Source organism: Bordetella ansorpii (genome assembly GCF_900078315.1).
Classification (GTDB): Bacteria; Pseudomonadota; Gammaproteobacteria; order Burkholderiales; family Burkholderiaceae_B; genus Bordetella; species Bordetella ansorpii.
Map to the genome: position 1 here is coordinate 334,405 of NZ_FKBS01000029.1, position 18,238 is coordinate 352,642.

At 65.1% G+C, this 18,238-nt stretch carries 18 protein-coding genes; 10 read left to right on the top strand and 8 right to left on the bottom strand.

Features of this window, described 5'->3' with window-relative positions:
* The first annotated feature begins 306 nt into the window (after positions 1-306).
* From A7W11_RS23220 to A7W11_RS27655, 10 genes are all read left to right on the top strand, one after another.
* Entirely contained in the window at positions 307-936 is a 630-nt protein-coding gene (locus A7W11_RS23220; RefSeq protein ID WP_066419880.1) for a MotA/TolQ/ExbB proton channel family protein, read from the top strand.
* Positions 933-1,349: an ExbD/TolR family protein gene (locus tag A7W11_RS23225; RefSeq protein WP_066419881.1), complete on the top strand. Its 417-nt coding sequence runs from the start codon at positions 933-935 to the stop codon at positions 1,347-1,349. The genes A7W11_RS23220 and A7W11_RS23225 overlap by 4 nt, the downstream gene beginning before the upstream one ends.
* The gene (lpxK, locus tag A7W11_RS23230) at positions 1,346-2,401 is read left to right on the top strand and encodes a tetraacyldisaccharide 4'-kinase (RefSeq protein ID WP_066419882.1); all 1,056 of its coding nucleotides are present in this window, start codon (positions 1,346-1,348) and stop codon (positions 2,399-2,401) included. Before A7W11_RS23225 ends, lpxK begins: the two co-directional genes overlap by 4 nt.
* A gap of 145 nt (positions 2,402-2,546) precedes the next feature.
* Complete coding sequence (locus A7W11_RS23235; protein WP_066419889.1) at positions 2,547-2,732, top strand: Trm112 family protein; 186 nt, start codon at positions 2,547-2,549, stop codon at positions 2,730-2,732.
* Between the two features lie 3 nt (positions 2,733-2,735).
* Complete coding sequence (gene kdsB / locus A7W11_RS23240) at positions 2,736-3,503, top strand: 3-deoxy-manno-octulosonate cytidylyltransferase (protein ID WP_066419893.1); 768 nt, start codon at positions 2,736-2,738, stop codon at positions 3,501-3,503.
* An 89-nt stretch (positions 3,504-3,592) separates the two neighbouring features.
* Positions 3,593-4,249, top strand: a complete 657-nt coding sequence (adk, locus tag A7W11_RS23245) for an adenylate kinase (protein WP_066419894.1) — start codon at positions 3,593-3,595, stop codon at positions 4,247-4,249.
* A gap of 82 nt (positions 4,250-4,331) precedes the next feature.
* Entirely contained in the window at positions 4,332-5,090 is a 759-nt protein-coding gene (locus A7W11_RS23250; RefSeq protein WP_066419898.1) for a 3-hydroxyacyl-CoA dehydrogenase, read from the top strand.
* A 54-nt stretch (positions 5,091-5,144) separates the two neighbouring features.
* On the top strand, positions 5,145-6,701 hold the full coding sequence (gene murJ / locus A7W11_RS23255) for a murein biosynthesis integral membrane protein MurJ (protein ID WP_066419901.1): 1,557 nt from the start codon (positions 5,145-5,147) through the stop codon (positions 6,699-6,701).
* 674 nt (positions 6,702-7,375) lie between these two features.
* On the top strand, positions 7,376-8,383 hold the full coding sequence (locus A7W11_RS23260; RefSeq protein WP_235816952.1) for an SIR2 family protein: 1,008 nt from the start codon (positions 7,376-7,378) through the stop codon (positions 8,381-8,383).
* Positions 8,380-10,095, top strand: coding sequence for a helicase HerA-like domain-containing protein (locus A7W11_RS27655; protein ID WP_082887447.1), 1,716 nt, complete (start codon positions 8,380-8,382; stop codon positions 10,093-10,095). The genes A7W11_RS23260 and A7W11_RS27655 overlap by 4 nt, the downstream gene beginning before the upstream one ends.
* A 15-nt stretch (positions 10,096-10,110) precedes the next feature.
* Here A7W11_RS27655 and A7W11_RS23265 read toward each other — a convergent pair whose 3' ends face one another.
* The 8 genes from A7W11_RS23265 to trbE are packed head-to-tail and all read right to left on the bottom strand — an operon-like array spanning position 10,111 to position 18,237.
* Positions 10,111-10,329 (bottom strand): DUF2274 domain-containing protein, encoded by a 219-nt coding sequence (locus tag A7W11_RS23265; RefSeq protein WP_066419903.1) that lies wholly within the window; start codon positions 10,327-10,329, stop codon positions 10,111-10,113.
* The gene (locus A7W11_RS23270) at positions 10,326-11,603 is read right to left on the bottom strand and encodes a TraB/TrbI/VirB10 family type IV secretion system protein (protein WP_066419904.1); all 1,278 of its coding nucleotides are present in this window, start codon (positions 11,601-11,603) and stop codon (positions 10,326-10,328) included. Before A7W11_RS23270 ends, A7W11_RS23265 begins: the two co-directional genes overlap by 4 nt.
* A 2-nt stretch (positions 11,604-11,605) precedes the next feature.
* Entirely contained in the window at positions 11,606-12,610 is a 1,005-nt protein-coding gene (gene trbG, locus A7W11_RS23275) for a P-type conjugative transfer protein TrbG (protein WP_066419912.1), read from the bottom strand.
* Positions 12,607-13,311 carry a conjugal transfer protein TrbF gene (gene trbF, locus A7W11_RS23280; RefSeq protein WP_066419918.1) on the bottom strand — a complete coding sequence of 235 codons (705 nt, stop codon included), beginning with the start codon at positions 13,309-13,311 and terminating at the stop codon, positions 12,607-12,609. Before trbF ends, trbG begins: the two co-directional genes overlap by 4 nt.
* 17 nt (positions 13,312-13,328) lie before the next feature.
* Positions 13,329-14,723 (bottom strand): P-type conjugative transfer protein TrbL, encoded by a 1,395-nt coding sequence (gene trbL / locus A7W11_RS23285; RefSeq protein WP_066419928.1) that lies wholly within the window; start codon positions 14,721-14,723, stop codon positions 13,329-13,331.
* The gene (locus tag A7W11_RS23290) at positions 14,720-15,034 is read right to left on the bottom strand and encodes a hypothetical protein (RefSeq protein WP_066419930.1); all 315 of its coding nucleotides are present in this window, start codon (positions 15,032-15,034) and stop codon (positions 14,720-14,722) included. Before A7W11_RS23290 ends, trbL begins: the two co-directional genes overlap by 4 nt.
* Before the next feature lie 12 nt (positions 15,035-15,046).
* Positions 15,047-15,790, bottom strand: a complete 744-nt coding sequence (gene trbJ, locus A7W11_RS23295) for a P-type conjugative transfer protein TrbJ (RefSeq protein ID WP_066419931.1) — start codon at positions 15,788-15,790, stop codon at positions 15,047-15,049.
* A complete protein-coding gene (gene trbE, locus A7W11_RS23300) occupies positions 15,787-18,237 on the bottom strand; it encodes a conjugal transfer protein TrbE (protein WP_066419933.1) in 2,451 nt (816 codons plus the stop codon). The genes trbJ and trbE overlap by 4 nt, the downstream gene beginning before the upstream one ends.
* Position 18,238 lies beyond the last annotated feature (1 nt).

Sequence of the window (18,238 nt, forward strand, 5' to 3'; positions counted from 1 at the left end):
CCACAGGCCGCATGAAGCGGGGCTGAATGATACAGCAAAGCCAAGCGCATGCAAGCGCGCCCCGCAAAACCAATGAATTCCATATAAGTCTATGATTTATATGGACAAACACTAGACACACAATTGACCGTTCTTTGACCGATCAACCGGAAAACCAATGCAGGACGGGGTTTCCGCCATGTTCTGCACAGGATTATCCACAGATTCTGTGGACAACTCGGCCGGCTTGTCACGACCGGATTGCGCCGTTACAGTTTCGCCCTGAAGCGGCGGCCCACACGCCCCGCCCCTCCCGGAGCCCTCCTTTTGCTAGCCATCATCCAAGCCGCAGGCTGGCCGATCTGGCCCCTGCTGGCCACGTCGGTCCTGGGCCTGGCCCTCATCGTCGAACGCCTGCTGTCGTTGCGCCGCAGCCTGGTGCTGCCCCGCGGCCTGAACGAGCAGGTCGCCGAGATGCTGCGCACTCGCCAGGACACGCCCGAAGCCCTGACACGCCTGGAGCGCAATTCGCCGCAGGGCCGCGTGCTGGCGGAAGTGCTGCGCCAGCGTCATCTGCCGCGTCCCGAACTGCGCGCCGCGGTGGAGGACGCCGGCCGCGCCGTGGCGCACGACCTGAACCGCTACCTTCCCGCCATCGGCACCATCGCCATGGTGGCGCCGCTGATGGGCCTGTTCGGCACGGTCGTCGGCATGATCGAGATCTTCGGCGCCTATTCGCCGACCAGCAGCGACCCGGCGCAACTGGCGCACGGCATTTCGGTCGCCCTGTACAACACCGGTTTCGGCATCCTGATCGCCATCCCGGCCATGATCGCCCACCGCGCCCTGCGCGCCCGGGTCGACGGCTACCTGGCCGCCATGGAACTGATGGCCGGCCGCCTGGCGCGCCACGTCGCCACGGAACCGCCGGCCCGCGCCGCGGAGGCCCGCGCATGAACTTCCGAGGCGGCCGGGATTCGGGGCGTGACGAGCTGGACATCAACCTGATCCCGCTCATCGACGTGCTGCTGGTGATGCTGATCTTCCTGGCGGCCACCACCACGTTCGCGCACTACACCCAGCTCAAGATCACGCTGCCGCAGGCCGCGGCCGGCCAAGAGGCGCCCCCCGCCCTCGAGGTCGCCATCAGCCAGGATGGCCATTACGCGCTGAACGGCGTGCTGATGGACGCGTCCACCCCGGCCGGCATCGCCGCCGCGCTGGCACAGGCCGCGCAGGGCAAGCCCGAGGCCGTTCTGGTCATCAATGCCGACGCCCAGGCCACGCATCAATCCGTGGTCAACGTCATGGAAGCGGCGCGCCAGGCCGGCATCGGACGCGTCAACTTCGCCGCCCAGACCGCGCGGTGAGCACCTCTTCCTTCCTGCTGGCCTTCCTGCACAGGCAGTGGCGCCACGGCGGCTGGCTGTCCACGCTGCTGACCCCGCTTTCGGCCCTCACGGCCCGCGCCGTGCGCCGCAAGCGGGACGATTACCGCAACGGCCGCCGCCGGGCCTGGCGCGCGCCGGTGCCCGTGGTGGTCGTAGGCAACCTGTACGTCGGCGGCACCGGCAAGACGCCGGTGGTGATCGCCGCCGTCGAGGGATTGCGCGCCCAGGGCTGGACGCCCGGCGTGGTCAGCCGCGGCTACGGCATCGAACTGGGCGCCGCGCCGCGCGTTGGCCAGGGCGCCTTGTCGCCCCGTGAATTCGGTGACGAACCCGCCCTGATCGCCCGAGCCTCGAACGCGCCTGTCGCCGTGCATCCCAAGCGTGTGCTGGCCGCGCAGGCCCTGCTGCAGGCCCACCCCGAGGTCGACGTGATCGTCTCCGACGACGGCCTGCAGCACCTGCAACTGGCCCGCGACATAGAGATCGTGGTGCAGGACGAACGCGGCACGGGCAACGGCCGGCTGCTGCCCGCCGGCCCCCTGCGCGAGCCCGCCTCGCGGCTGGGCGAGGTCGATGCGGTCATCACCAACGCGGCGTTCGCCGGTGACGCGCCCGCCGGCGCCGCGGCCGCGCCGCGCCATTTCCACATGCGCCTGGCCCCGGCCGGCGCCTGGCGGCTGGCCGACGGCCAACGGCAGCCGCTGGCGTGGTTCGCGCAGCCGCCGCAGGCCGGCCACGTCGCCGCGGCGGCGGGCATCGGCAACCCGCAACGCTTCTTCCAGACCCTGCGCGACGCGGGCATCGACCCCGCCGCCGAACTGCCCCTGCCCGACCACTACGACTACGCCCGTTCGCCCTTCGGCGACCTGCCGGGCGACCACATCCTGGTCACCGCCAAGGATGCCGTCAAATGCGCGGCGCTGGACGAACCCCGCCTGTGGGAAGTGCGGGTCGCCGCGCAGTTCTCGGGCGACTTCGCCGGCTGGCTGTCCGACGCCCTGATCGCCGTGCCGCGCCCGGCCCGGTCCTGAGTCCACGGCGCGGCACGCTCCGCCGCAGGCGCGCATGTGGCCCCCACCAGACCGCCAGCGCCAGGCATCTCCACGGAGGTTCCCCCGAGGAGGGTGCGACACTGGGGCCATCGCCGGGCACCGCGTTCTGTTCTAGAATCGCGGCATGGAATCCCGCCTGCTCGACATCCTCGTGTGCCCGCTGTGCAAAGGCCGGCTCGACTACGACCGCCCGCACGCCGAACTGATCTGCAAGGCCGACCGCCTTGCCTTCCCCGTGCGCGACGGCATTCCCGTCATGCTCGAATCCGAGGCGCGCGACCTCGATCCCGCCCAGACCACCGCCAGCTGAGCCATGAGCTTTCTGGTCCTGATTCCCGCGCGCGCCGCGTCCACCCGCCTGCCCGACAAGCCGCTCGCCGACATCGCCGGCAAGCCCATGGTGGTGCGCGTGGCCGAACGGGCCAGGCTGTCCGGCGCCAGCGCCGTGCACGTTGCCACCGATGACGCCCGCGTGCTCCAGGCCGCCGGGTCGCACGGCTATTGCGCCCTGCTGACGCGCGCCGACCACGCCACGGGCACCGACCGCCTGTCCGAAGCCGTGCAGCAACTCGGTCTGCCCGACGATGCCGTCGTGGTCAACGTGCAGGGCGACGAGCCGCTGATCGAACCCGAGCTCATCGATGCCGTGGCCGCCAAGCTGCTGGCCGCGCCCGACGCCGACATCGCCACCTGCGCCTGCCCGCTGGCCGACGCCGACGCGCTGTTCAACCCCAATGTGGTCAAGGTCGTCTGCGCCGCCGACGACCGGGCCCTGTATTTCTCGCGTGCGCCCATTCCCTGGGCGCGCGACGCGCTGGCCGGCGGCGAGCGCGTGCTGGCCCCAGGCCTGCCCGCATGGCACCACATCGGCCTGTACGCCTACCGGGTGTCGTTCCTGCGGCGTTTTCCCACGCTGCCGCAAGGCGTGCTCGAACGCTTCGAATCGCTCGAGCAACTGCGCGCGCTCGAGCACGGCCACCGCATTGTCGTGCATCGCGCCAGCCAGCCGCCAGCGGCCGGCGTGGACACGCCCGCCGACCTCGAACGCGTGCGGGCGTGGTTCGCAGATAATCGGTTATAAGAGGTCTTTTCCTCGCGCCCGGCAGGACATGCTGCATTGCGGCATAATCGCCCCCGACCACAAAAACTAAACACTCTTCTGGAGCATCTATGCGTCTCATCCTGCTCGGACCTCCTGGCGCCGGCAAAGGCACCCAGGCCGCCTTCCTGACCCAGCATTACGGCATTCCGCAAATCTCGACGGGCGACATGCTGCGCGCCGCCGTGAAGGCCGGCACGCCCCTGGGCATCGAAGCCAAGAAGGTCATGGACGCGGGTGGTCTGGTATCCGACGAGATCATCATCGGCCTCGTCCAGGACCGCCTGAAGCAGGACGATTGCGCCAAGGGCTATCTGTTCGACGGTTTCCCCCGCACCATCCCGCAGGCCGACGCCCTGAAAAGCGCCGGCGTGAAGTTGGACTTCGTCGTCGAGATCGAAGTTCCCGATTCGGACATCATCGAACGCATGAGCGGTCGCCGCGTGCATCCCGCCAGCGGCCGCACCTACCACGTGCGCTTCAACCCGCCCAAGGTCGAAGGCCAGGACGACGTCACCGGCGAACCGCTGGTGCAGCGCGACGACGACCGCGAGGAAACCGTGCGCCACCGCCTGTCGGTCTACCAGCAGCAGACCCGCCCGCTGGTCGACTACTACGCCGGCTGGGCCCAGCAGGATCCGTCCGTCGCCCCCCAGTACCGCAAGATTTCGGGCGTGGGCTCGGTCGAAGAGATCAAGTCGCGCCTGGCGCAAGCCCTGCAGAACTGACGACGACACGGGCCGCGCGCGCCAGCCGCCCGCGGCCCGGGCACCCCCTGAATCCCCAAGCCGCGAGAGCGGGAGAGTAGACATGGAAATCGCGAACAAGGTATTTATCGTGACCGGCGGCGCGTCGGGCCTGGGCGCGGGCACCGCGCGCATGCTGACCGAGCACGGCGCCAAGGTTGTCATCGCCGATCTGCAGGACGAGCCCGGCCAGGCGCTGGCCAAGGAACTCGGCCAGCGCTACGTGCACTGCGACGTCACGCAAGAGGCCGACGGCCAGCGCGTGGTGGCTGAAGCCAAGTCGTTGGGCGCGCTGTTCGGCCTGGTGAATTGCGCCGGTGTCGCCCCGGCCGCCAAGATCGTGGGCAAGAACGGCGCGCACGCGCTGGACCTGTTCCAGAAGGTCGTCACGATCAACCTGATCGGCAGCTTCAACATGATGCGCCTGGCCGCCGAAGCCATGAGCGCCAACGAGCCCGAGCCCACCGGCGAGCGCGGCGTGCTGATCAACACGGCTTCGGTGGCCGCGTACGACGGCCAGATCGGCCAGGCCGCCTACGCGGCGTCCAAGGCGGGCGTGGTCGGCATGACGCTGCCCATCGCGCGCGACCTGTCCAAGGTCGGCATCCGCTGCATGACCATTGCCCCGGGTATCTTCGGCACCCCCATGATCTTCGGCATGCCGCAGGAAGTGCAGGATTCGCTGGCCGCCAGCATCCCCTTCCCCGCCCGCCTGGGCCGCCCCGAGGACTACGCCAAGCTGGTCCACAGCATCGTCACCAACGAGATGCTCAACGGCGAAACGATCCGCCTGGACGGCGCGATCCGCATGCCGCCGAAGTAAGCACACCGCTCCAGGCGTGGCGGCGCTCGCCGCCGCGTCTTCCAAGAATTCCACATGGCATTGTTCCGATCGGCCGCCACCATCAGCGGCTTCACGCTGCTGTCGCGCATCACCGGCCTGGTCCGGGACATCCTGGTCGCGCGCGCGTTCGGCGCCGGTCCCCTGACGGACGCGTTCTGGATCGCGTTCCGCATTCCCAATCTGCTGCGCCGGCTGTTCGCCGAGGGCGCTTTCGCGCAGGCGTTCGTGCCCATCCTGGGCGCCGTGCGCAACGACCGCGGCGAAGAGGAAGTCCGCCAGTTGCTCGACCGCGTGGCCGTCCTGCTGACCGTCGTGCTGATGCTGCTGACCGTGATCGGCATCCTCGCCGCCCCGGTCATCGTCACCCTGATGGCCAGCGGCCTAAAAGACAGCGGCGGCGAGTTCGACAGCGCGGTGACGATGACGCGGATCATGTTCCCGTACATCGTCTGCATGTCGCTGATCGCCTTCGCATCCGGCGTCCTGAACACTTGGCGCCGCTTCGCCGTGCCCGCCTTCACGCCGGTGCTGCTGAACCTGAGCATGATCGGCGCCTGCCTCTGGCTGTCGCCGCGCCTGGACACCCCGGTCTACGGCCTGGCCATCGGCGTCATGATCGGCGGCGTGGCGCAACTGGCAGTACAGTGGATCGCCCTGATCCGCCTGGGCATGGCCCCACGCGCCTCGGCCAGCCCGCGCACCGCGTGGAGCGATCCCACGGTCAAGCGCGTCCTGAAGCAGATGGCGCCCGCCACGCTGGGCGTGTCGGTGGCGCAGATTTCGCTACTGATCAACACCAACATCGCGACCTGGCTGACGCCCGGCAGTGTCACCTGGCTGTCGTTCGCCGACCGCCTGATGGAATTTCCCACGGCCTTGCTGGGCGTGGCCCTGGGCACCGTGCTGCTGCCCAGCCTGTCGGCGGCGCACGCGCGCGCCGATCAGGCCGCCTACAGCGGCCTGCTGGACTGGGGCCTGCGCCTGGTGCTTCTGCTGGGCCTGCCGTCCAGCCTGGGCATGATGCTGCTGTCAGACGGGCTGGTGGCCACCCTGTTCCACTACGGCGCTTTCCAGGCGCACGACGTGCAGCAGACCCGCCTGGCGGTCGTGGCCTATTCCGTGGGCCTGATCGGCCTGCTGGCCGTGAAGATCCTGGCGCCCGGCTTCTATGCCCGGCAGGATATCCGCACCCCGGTCAAGATCGCCATCATGGTGCTGGTGCTGACCCAACTGATGAACGCATTGCTGGTACCGGTCTTCGCCCATGCCGGATTGGCGCTGGCCATCGGCCTGGGCGCCTGCATCAACGCCGGTTCACTGCTGGCGGGCCTGCGCCGCCGCGGCGTCTACCACCCCGCGCCGGGCTGGGGCCGTTTCCTGCTGCGCCTGCTGCCCGCCCTGGCCGCCCTGGCCGCGGTGCTGCTCTATGCCGACGCCCACATCGACTGGATCGCCATGCAAGCCCACTCGGGGTTGCGCGGCGCCTATCTGGCCGGCGTATTGGCGGCCTGCGGCGTCGCCTATTTCGGCGCCTTGTTCGTGTGCGGATTCCGTCCGCGCGACTTCGGCCGGCGCGCAGCCCAGCCCTGAATCAAAAAAGGGCCGGTGTCAAGCGATGTTTGAAATCAGCATGATGGTCGGAAGTCTATACGGGGCGCGGGTTTCGCTCTATTCCTGGCCGCTTTACGGGCCTGCGGCGTTGTGGGCTAGGAGCCACATAAGAGCGTCGCGGTTGAAAGCCGGAGCGTGCTGCATCAAAGACGATTGCCAGCAGACCGCGGCCGAACTTCACCATCATAGTTCAAGCGGTCGCCGCCCTCCCGAACGAAGAACGCGCAGCCTTGGGCTGCGTGAGGGATGGCCGCCTGCGGAAGCCGTCATCATCAGCTTGGTTTTAACGGCGCGGCCTTGCCCGCGTATCCCTTCCTCAATTAACGCCCGCCCCGCTATGACGGCTTCGAGCATGTGCGGGAACCGCGTCGCCGCATCGCACACTGCATGGATTAGATGGTGTAATTGATTGAAAAATTGTCAACCTAGGGGGCTACGTGAAGGTATTGAGTGCAAACACCGGGGGCAACTGGCTGGAACCCCAAGCTCCCCTGCCGCAAGTTCCAGGCGAGGGGCTAAGACCTGACGCAGCAACACAAGAAGCTCGACGGATAGTTTCGGACTTGTTCCGATGCAACAATCTGATCGTGCTCTCGGGGCTTGGCACATCCATGTGTGTTGCACCGCATCCAGGTGGCGGGGCACCACCGACCATGAAGGATCTCTGGGAACGTGTCGCTGCCCGTGTGAACGGCGCAGCGATTGCGGGTGTGGCCAATTTTGAACAAGTGCTCGCATCTGTGGGATATGCCGGCAGACCCAACGACATTGAAGCGTTGCTATCTCGTTGTCGCTTGGCCGAAAGCTTCTTGGCAGACCCACAGCGCACATCGGTCAGTTCATTCATCAAGCTGGCCGAGCAAGAGATTGCACAGGCCACGAACTTTGTTTGGCCAAACCACGCCCTTCCCGTACATACGGAGTTTCTTCGCCGGGCGGCTCGGCGCACCAACCGCAAGTCGCGCACCAAAGTATTTACTACGAACTACGATCGCTGCTTTGAGGAGGCTGGTCGGCAAGGTAGGTACGTCGTCATAGATGGGTTTTCGCACACATCTCCTCCCACTTTCGACGCGGTTCACTTCACTTACGACATCGTTCGCCGCTCAAGAGAAAGTGATACGCAAGATTTCATTCCAAACGTGTTTCATCTCTACAAGCTGCACGGCTCTATAGACTGGGTACGCGACGGAACGAGCGGCGAAATATACAAATGGCATGGTACGGATAAGCCGCTGCTTATCTACCCACGAAATTCAAAGTATGAACTTGCATTTGAACAGCCATACTTGGAAATGATTTCGGCATTTCAAGCCGCGCTTCGTGAACCAAACACGGGGTTGCTTGTAGTGGGCTTTGGGTTCAACGACAACCATCTTGCCGAACCGATCATGTCAGCACTGCGATCAAACCTCAGCCTGAAGGCCTTAGCAGTTGGGCCTTGGCTCGCCCCCTGGGCTCAGGGCGAACACAACGGCCCTGGCGAAGCTGAGACAAACAAGTATCTGAAGCGAATAAAAGATTTAGTCAACGCGGGAGATGCCCGGCTAGCGCTCGTAAACTGTGGCTTCGAAGATTTTATCGCTTACGTCCCCGACTTGGCGGCCGAGTCCGACATGGAACAACACATTGACCGCCTCCGCCGTACGGAGCAGTTATGAGTCTGCTAGCGATTGCGCCATTCGATCAAAGTCGCTATGTCGGAACCGTGTGTCATGTGCGCCCCACAAGTGCAGAGGCGAACCTGCCTTTAGCATCAGCACCTACCAGCTCGCATTTTGCTGGATTTCCGGTTCCCGGCGGTCAGGTCGGCGAGTTTGTGGTGATCGAGGGCGAAGATCACGCCATTCTTGGCCGAATTATCGAAGTCAGACTTCCTGAGCGAGATCGCCTTAGTGTCGAACCTACCGCCGAACAAGACATATCCCCTCATCCTCTTGGAGTGATTCAATTACTCACGGCGGTTGATCTTGAAACCGGAAAATCATTGAAAGGCGTTCCCGCACATCCCCGCATTGGGCAACACGTTTTTTCAGCACACCCGCTTTTGGTAAAGCAAGCAGTTGAGGGCACCAGCCTTGCCGAGGTCAGAAAAGTGCATCTCGCCGTATTCCCACATGCTCAGAACACGAACATCTCGATTCCGCCTGCGCACATCTTTGGGCGCCACTGCGCTGTGCTCGGAACAACTGGTGGTGGAAAAAGTTGGACGTTGGCTCATCTAGTCGAAGAGATTTCCCGCCTTGGTGGGAAAGCCATACTCTTCGATGCAACGGGTGAGTATGAGGGCCAGTGGGACGGCATAGAGCATGTCCATCTAGGTGGACTCCGCGAGGATGCAAGAGATCCTCGTCGGTTCGTCAGCTTCCCATACAGTCAGTTCTCGGAGACTGACCTTTTCGCGATGTTTCGCCCGAGCGCCAGCGCTCAAGTGCCAAAACTAAGAGAGGCAATGCGCAGCTTGAAGCTGGCCCACTTGGTTCCTGGAATTTCAGTTGAGGGGCTTGTAAAGAAAGCGGATCAATCGAAAGTGCCGTTCGAGAATGCACTGCTTCAACATGGGGCCGCATTAGGAGACATCGGGGCAGACTTCGATATTCAACTACTTGCCCGTCAAATCGAAGAGGAATGCGTCTGGCCGACAAGCAATCGAGGGCAACGTATGTGGGGTGGCGCGAACGCGAACGAACTGGGTTTCTGCACCACCTTGGTATCACGCATTTCTTCCGACGTGGGCTCTTCGCACCTCGCTTGCGTCTTCCAGCCCCAGCGACTAGATGAGTCGCTCACTGCCTCGATTGACAGGTTTCTTCAAGATGCTACCAAACGGGTTTTGCGGGTAAGCATGGAGTTCCTGCCGTTTGAGCACAGCACAAGGGAACTTGTTGCTAACGCTGTTGGGCGCTACCTACTTCGTTTGGCAAGGCAAGGCCGCTTCAGTCGCAACCCTCTGGTTGTTTTGCTCGATGAAGCCCATCAATTTTTGGATAAGAACATAGGCGACGAGTTTTCAAAGACGCCACTGGACGCTTTTGGCTTAATCGCTAAAGAAGGTCGCAAGTACAGTCTGACCTGTGTCCTTGCAACTCAACGTCCCCGTGATATTCCAGATGATGTTCTTAGCCAGATGGGGATGTTTATCGTACATAGATTGATTAACGAGCGTGATAGAAATGTGGTCGAGAAAGCGTGCGGCAACTTGGATGCGCCCGCGGCTGCCTTCCTGCCGACATTGGGGCAAGGCGAAGCCATTGTTGTCGGTGTTGATTCGCCGATGCCTTTGCCAGTCTTGATCCGGCGGCCGACAATTCCACCGCAATCCAGGGGGGCGGATTACGAACGGCTCTGGGGAGCGCAGCCAGATCAAGCGTGAAGTGCCAGACGCATATCAATGATTTCCTCTCTTGAACCCCCGATCCCCCGCCATGAACGCCTCCAGCATGTGCGGGATCAGCGTCGTGGCATCGACCGCCTCGCCATACGCCTGCGCGTGCAGCGCGGCGTAGCGGTCGAGATCGGCTTTCAAGCTGGCCGGGCAGGCGAAGGTCAGCTTCACGCTCTCGATCTTGGGCAGCGGCCCCAGCCGCAGTTTCCTGGTTGTGCTCATCGTGAAGTCCCCTTGTTGAAGAACAGCGGCTGATAGGGCCGCAGCACCAGATCGCGGTTGACGATGATGCGCACCGGCAAGCCCGGGCGGCTGGTCAGCGTGGGCTGGATGTTGAGGTTGCGCCGGGTCACCTCCTGGCCGACCTGGTTCACGGTGTCCTGCAGGCTGTCGCGCCCAGCGATGATGACGCGATCGCCATCCTGACGGTTCTCCGGCGCGGCCAGTTCGGCTCCCACACCCAGCAGCGTGGTCAGCACGGCTCCTGCAAAGATCCGATCCCAATGCCAGTCCACGTCGTCTTCCAGACCGGCATAGCCCGCCGGGTCGGTGCCGATCAGGTTATCGAGCGTGAGCGAAGACGTGTCCGGCAGGATGATACGGTTCCACACCACCTGCACGCGGCTCTGCCCGTAGCTGACCTGGCTGTTGTACTTGCCCAGGATGCGCGAACCCTGCGGGATGAGTAGGAACTTGCCAGTGGCCGTGTCATAGATCGGCTCCGTCACCGTGGCGATCACGTCGCCCGGCAGGTCGGACTTGATGCCCGTAACCAGTGCCCCGGCAATGACCGTTCCGGCCATCACCTGATACGGCGAGGTGGGCATTTGCAGGTTGCCGGAGTTACGGGTTTCCGCAGAGCCGCCTGTCAGGAACGCCTCTTTCTGGTCTTGCCGGTTCTGCACGGCAGTCGGATCAGCAGGCTGGGCCGCCGTCGAGGCCGGGCCAGCGGCCAGTGGATCGAAAGCGGCATTGGCGGCGAAGCCTGGTGCGGCAGCGACCTGCGACTGCGCCACGGGCGCTGCTTGCGGGGAACCCGTGCGGAAGAACACCGATGAGGCTGCCGCAGCTTCTGCTTCCTTGCGCAGCGCATCGTTGGGATCGTAGCCCGGCGCGGCATAGGTGGCGGCAACTGGCTGCTGTGAATTGACGATGGCCGGCCCCAGGTCGCCGGGCAAAGGAGGCCCCAGCTCCGGCACGTCAGGCGGCAGCGCTGGCAGCTTGGAATAGTCCGTCGGCAGCGCATCCAGCCCTTCCGACTTGGACACGCGATCCACGTTGTACAGTTCGGTGGATTCGCCTGCACCGCGTTGCTGCGGTTGCAGCGACCAGATCAGCGCGCCCATCACGCCAACCGATAGGCCGCCGGCGAGGATGGCCAGCGTGCGCCGGTTCAGTCGCGTGACCGGGCGCGGTTGGGCGCGCAGCGCCACCGCCTCGGGTGCCACCTTGTCCGCCTGCGACGTGGCAAGGTCGGGAATGTCGTCCTGGCTCATGCTCAGTTCCTCCCGGCGATGCCATCCGTGCGCTCGATGCGCACCACATCGCCCTTGTCGGCCCCCAGGCGCAGCTCTGCCGCACCGAACAGGCGATCTACGATGTAGTACGGCGAGCGGAAGCGATAGTTCACCAGTTGCCCGTCGCCCTGTGTGCCGATGACGAACAGCGGCGGCAGCTCACCCTGGGCGATGCCTGCCGGGAACTGGATATAAACCTTCTCGCCATCATCGAAGGCACGCAGCGGCTTCCACGGCGGATTGTTGCCGCTGATTGCATAGCGAAAGCGGATGTTCTCCAGCGACAAGCCTGCATCGACCGGCGCGGCAGCGCTGGCAGCCTGTGCCTGGCGCTGCAAGGCCAGCATTCGATCCTTGGGGTAGTCCCAGGACACCGACGCCATCCATGCCTTGTCGGTCGAAGTCAGTTCCAGCAGGTAGGTGCGGCGACTGGTGGTGATGACCAGATTGGTCTTCAAGCTGGAACGGATTGGTTTGACCAGCACATTGACGCGCAGATCGGCCCCGCTGCCACTGGAGGTGTCGCCCACGATCCAGCGCACCGTGTCGCCGGCAGCGACCGTCACCAGCTCCTCGCCGGGCTGGAGCGCGATCACCGTCACGCGCCCCACGGACGCATAGACCTGGTACAGCGCGCCATCGGTGAAGGGCCAAACCTGAATCGCATTGACGTAGCCCTCACGGGTCGGCGCGATCCGTGCTTCGGCGTTGGCGCGCGAGACGCGCACCTTCTCATTGGCAGGCTCCGGTGCCACCGGGGCCGCATCGACGTCCGGCAGCGGTTTCAACTGCGCTGGCAATGCCAACGGCTCGGGCACAGCCACAACTTCGATGGGCTTGGGCGGCTCGGGCAATGGCTGCGCCTGCACCGGCTCATCGAGCGAAATGACCGGCGGCGGTTTGCCCTGCGTGGCGCAGCCCGCAAACAGAACAGTCGATGCCAGCAGGATCGGCGGCAATGCGGTTTTATGGAAATGTGCATTCATGGTTTGGCTCCTTCAGAAGAATCCAGTTCACGGCTCCACGACAAGCCATTGACGTAGATGCCCAGCGGGTTGCGGCGCAGGCGTTCTTCGGTGCGCGGGGTCTGCTGCACGATGGACACCACCGCCGTCCATCGCTCCAGCCCGGCCGCCGCGCCATTGACGTAGCGGCGTTCTGTCCAGCGCACGTTGAACGACGCATCACTGGCGCGAACCACACTGGTGATCTGCACCGTCACCGACTCCTTGCCGATGCGGGCGAACGGGTCGTTGGTGCGTGCATAGTCGTTGAGCACGGCGGCGCCCCGATCTGTGGTGTAGTCGTAGGCATCGAGCCAGTTCTGGCGCACGACGATGGGGTCGATGGACAGCGAGCGCACCAGCGTCACGAAGCGCGCGATGTGGTGCGCGGTCTGGGCATCGGTGGGCCGGTACGGCGTGGCAGCTTCGCCCACGGTGCGCACCTGGCCGGACTGATCGACCTCGATGACATAGGGCGTGACGATGGATTGGGCCGAGCGCCACACCAGGCCACCGGCCATCAGCAGCGCGAGCACCAGGCAGCCGAAGGCCATCAGCCGCCAGTTCTTCGCCTGCACGCGGGCCGAGCCGATGCGCTCGTCCCAGACCTGGGCTGCGGATTGATAGGGAGTGGCAGGTTGCGGCGTATCGGCATAGCGCACCTGCGGTCGTTTGAATCGCATGGAGTTCTCCTTGAAAGTCAGCTATCGGAATCGCGCAGGTTCGGGCCTTGGCCCGAACCGCCGCCGTCGCCACCGCGCAGCGTGTGCGCGGCCGTGGTGGTGGCCTGGGTGAGTCGTTGGCGGCGTTGCAGGCGCTTGGCCCAGCCGGGTTGTTCCTGCTTTTGCGCATTGGCCGTGTCGCCAGCGGCATCGCCTGTGGTGGCCTGCCCGGAGCTGGCAGCGCCACCGCCAGAACCACTATCGGTGCCGGAGCCTTGCCAGCCTGCTTTGAATGGCGCGGCCGCCTTGACTGCCGCTGCCTTGATGCCAGCACCCGCGCGTTGGCCTGCCGCCTGTGCGCTGCCCTTGGCGACACTGCCCAGCCCAGCCATCGCGCCTTTGGCTCCGCCGCCCGCAGCGGCGGAACCGGCCTGGAAGGCCGACTTCGCGCTGCCCGCCGCCGAGGTCGCGGCCCGCGCACCAGCCCCGGCGAGCTTGGCGGCTGCCGGTGCCATGCGCGCCCCGGCCATCACGGCTCCGCCCACGCCGGTGGCTGCGGCACCTACGGCAACCGCCGCGCCTGCGGCACCAATCGCAGCACCGGCCATCGCCCCGGCACCCAACTGCGGCGCGCCGGATACCAGCCCGGTGGCAATGCCTGGGCCGAATATTCCCAACGCCAGCAGCGTGAGCGAGGCCAGCATGATGACCACCGCATGGTCGATGGACGGCTCGGACGGATGCACCTGGAACTCGGCGAACAGGCCCGAGCCGATGCCGACGATGACGGCCAGCACCAGCACCTTGATGCCCGAGGACACCACGTTGCCCAGCACCTTTTCGGCGAGGAAGCTGGTCTTGTTCCACAGCGCGAACGGCACCAGCACGAAGCCCGCCAGCGTGGTCAGCTTGAACTCGATCAACGTGATGAAGAGCTGGATCGCCAGCACGAAGAAGCACAGGATCACCACCGCCCAGGCCAGGAACATGACCACGATGGGCGTCAGGTTCACGAACACCTCGGGGAAGCCCGCCATGTCGCTGATCTGCTCAAGAATGGGGGCCGCCGCGTCAATGCCGGTCTTGGCCAGGCGGCCCGGTTGCAGAAACTCGCCCATGCTCATCGTCGAGCCGCTGGCCGTCAGACCCAGGCCCGCGAAAGAGCGGAAGACGATGCTGGCCAGCCAGTTGAAGTTGTTGATGATGTAGGCGAAGGCGCCGACGTAGAGCACCTTGCGCAGTAGCTTGGCGATCACGTCCTCGCCCTGGCCGGTGGCGTGGCTCATCGCCCAGTACAGCCCGGCAATCGTCATGTCGATGACGATCAGCGTGGCGGTGAGGAACGCGACTTCGCCCTGCAGCAGCCCAAAGCCCGAGTCGATGTAGCGCGAGAAGGTGGCAAGAAAGCGGTCGATCACTGTCACGTCATTCATGGCACGTCCCCCTCGAAGGGCATGGCGTCCTGGTCCCTGGCGGGTGTGTCGAAGCTCGGCGGGATCGGCGGCAGATCGGCCAGCGTGCGGAACTCGTCAGGCCCGGTTTCACCGGCGAAGAAGCGCCGCCCGAAAGCGTCGGCCGCGGCCAGGCAAGCGTCTTCGCCTGCCGTCGTCCTGTCGGCGGCACACTGCGCACGCAAAGCCTTTAGCCGCACGGGATCGACGGCCAGAGCAGCGGCCAGGTCTTCGGTCGGCTGCTGGCTGCAAGCGACCAGCAGTACGGGCAGCAGCAAGTAAACGCATCGCATGGCCGTCTCCCGTCAGTTGCCGTAGAAATCCACGCGATGCGGCGTGTACGGCGTGCCATCCCCCAGAAAGCGGCGCGTCACTTCACGGCCACGTTCGACAGCCGCCGCCTGGCGTGCCAGTTCCAGCGCGGCGGCGCGTTCCTGCGTGATCTGGAGCTGCTGCGCCTGGATGGACTGCTTGGCCTGCAAGGCCAGAAGCTGGTTGGTCGCCTGCATGGCTTGCAGTGCGCCGGTGGCGGACTGACTCTGACTGACCAGATCGGACAGCGCGCTTTCGTCTTGCGCCAGGTTCTGCGACACCTGCGCCTGCATCCGCATCGCGGTATGCAGGCCGTTCAAGGTGTTCTTCCAGCGTTCCTGCGCATCGCGCAGCATCTGGTCGCCGCTGATGGTGGCCGCGTACTGCTCCGGGTACAGGCGGGCGAAGGTGGCATCCATGCTCTGCACGTCGTAGGCCAGGCCGCGCGCCTCGGCGATCAGGCGCTCGGTGGTCGCCAGCGTCGAACGCAGGCGATTGACGATGTTGAAGTCCAGATTCGCCAGATTGCGCGCCTGGTTCATCAGCATCTGCGCTTCGTTCTGAAGCTGGTTGATCTGGTTGTTGATCTGCTCCAGCGTGCGCACGGCGGTCAGCGTGTTCTGCACGAAGTTGGACGGGTCGAACACTGTCAGCGCGGATGCGGGCTGAACGGCCAGCAGCGACACCGACAGCACGGCGGCGAGCGAGGCGGACAGCAAACGGGGTTGGGTCTTCACGGTGAAACCTCCGGTCGTTGAGAAGCGAGGAAGGACGCTGCTGCCGGTGAGGACGGCAGCAGGTCGGCGGCCCAATCGAGGCCGCGATGGCGCAGCCAGGCACCGGCAAAGCCCGGTGTGCCTGCGTCCAGCAGCACCCGATCCATGTCGCGCTGGTCTTGCGGGGTGGATGCCCCCGCGAAGGCCAGCGTGGCTGGCCCCAGGTCGAGGTCGAACAGGCGGTTCCCGAGGCGCGATTGGTAGTAGTAGTCGCGCTTGGGCTGCGCGGTGGCGACGATTTCGATTTGCCGGCTGTTGAGGCCGAAGCCCTCGTAGATCGTGCGAATCTGCGGCTCGGCGGCCTGCGGATTGGGGAGAAAAACCCGACTGGCGCAGCTTTCGATCACCGCCGGGGCAATGCTCGAATCCTTGATGTCGGCCAGCGACTGGGTGGCGAAAATGACGCTGACGTTCTTTTTTCTGAGCGTCTTGAGCCACTGACGGATGCGGGCGGCAAACACCGGGTCATCAAGGAACAGCCAGGCTTCATCAAGGATCAGCAGCGTGGGCGCGCCGTCGAAGCGTTCATCGAAGCGGGCGAACAGGTAGCCCAGCACGGCCAGCACCGCCGCCTTGCTGTGCATCAGTTCTTCCATCTCGAAGCCTTGCACGTTGCCCGAACCCAGGCGGTCGGCATCGGCGTCCAGCAGCTTGCCGTGGGCACCGCCCAGCACATAGGGCGCGAGCGCCTGGCGCAGTGCGTTCGATTGCAGCAGCACCGACAGGCCCGTCAGCGTGCGCTGTTCGACAGGCGCACCGGCGAGGCTCCCGAGTGCCGACCAGATCGCGGCCTTCTCGTCCGGGCCGATGGTCACGCCTTCGTGCAGCAAGCGGCCTTCCACCCATTCGGCGGCCCAGGTGCGGTAGCCCTCCTGGTCGATGCGGGCCAATGGCTGAAACGCAATCGCCCCGTCATTAGCCAGGTCGTAATGCTCGCCGCCGAGACCCAGGATGGTGGCGCGCATCGAGCACCCCATGTCGAAGGCGAAGATGCGCGAGCCGGGATAGCGGCGGAACTGCATCGCCAGCGTGGCGAGCAAGACCGACTTGCCCATGCCGGTTGGCCCGGCGACCAGTGTGTGGCCCACGTCGCCAATGTGCGTCACCAGCCGGAACGGCGTCGCGCCATCGGTGCGCGTGACGATCAGCGGCGGGCCATCCAGATGCGCGTTCCTCTCCGGCCCCGCCCACACCGCTGACAGCGGCATCATGTGCGCCAGGTTCAGCGTCGAGACGATGGGCTGGCGCACGTTGGCGTAGGCATTGCCGGGAATGGATGACAGCCAGGCATCCACCGCATTCAAGGTCTCGGGGATGGTGACGAAGCCCCGGCCCTGAATGACGCGCTCCACCATGCGCAGCTTTTCGTCGGCCACGGCTGAATCGGTGTCAAGCACCGTCACGGTGGCTGTCAGGTAGCCGAAGGCAACTTGATCGCTGCCCAGCTCCTGCAAGGCGGCATCAGCATCGGCGGCCTTGTTGTTGGCATCGGTATCGACCAGCGGGCTTTCCTGCTGGAATATGGTTTCACGCAGTAGCGCGACGACGTTCTTGCGCTTGGCGAACCACTGGCGGCGCAGGCGGCGCAGTTCCTTTTCCGCCTCGGCCTTGTCCATGCACAGAAAGCGCGTGCTCCAGCGGTAGCCGAAGCCCAGGCGATTGAGGTCGTCCAGAATCCCCGGCCAGGTCGAGGTCGGAAAGCCCCGCACCGACACCACGCGCAGGTGCTGATCGCCCAGCATGGGTGCCAGACCACCGACCAGGGCGGAGTCGGCCAACAGTGCGTCGATATGGAACGGCACGTCGGGCACACCGACGAGATAGCGCCGCGTGGACACCGTCGTGTGCAGGAAAGTCAGTGTCTGGCTGTCATCCAGCCAGGCAATTTCCGGCATCACGCCGTCGAGCAGGTCGAACACGCGATCTGTTTCTGCCACGAAGGCTTCAAGCCGACCCCGCCAGTCCACACCGTCGCCCGGCGCATTCTCATAGAGCATCTTGGCGGCGCGGGCGCGGGATTCTTCTGGTGGCAAGTAAGCCAGCGTGAGGTGATAGGCGCTCTCGTAGTGATGGCCGGATTCCTCGAAAGCCGCGCGGCGTTCTTCCTCCACCAGCCAGGACAACGGCTCGGGAAACTCGGAACGTGGATAGCCCGCCGCTGCGCGGCGCTCGGCTTCGATGAACAAGGCCCAGCCAGATCCCAGGCGGCGCAACGCGTTGTTCAGCCGTGCCGACGTGGCGATCAGCTCGCCTTGCGTGGCGCTGTCCAGATCCGGCCCACGAAAGCGCGCCGTGCGCTGGAACGAGCCATCCTTGTTCAGCACCACGCCCAGCCCGATCAGCCCGGCCCAGGGCAGCCAGTCGGCCAGCAGCGCGGGCCGCTGGCGGTATTCGGCAAGGTTCAGCATG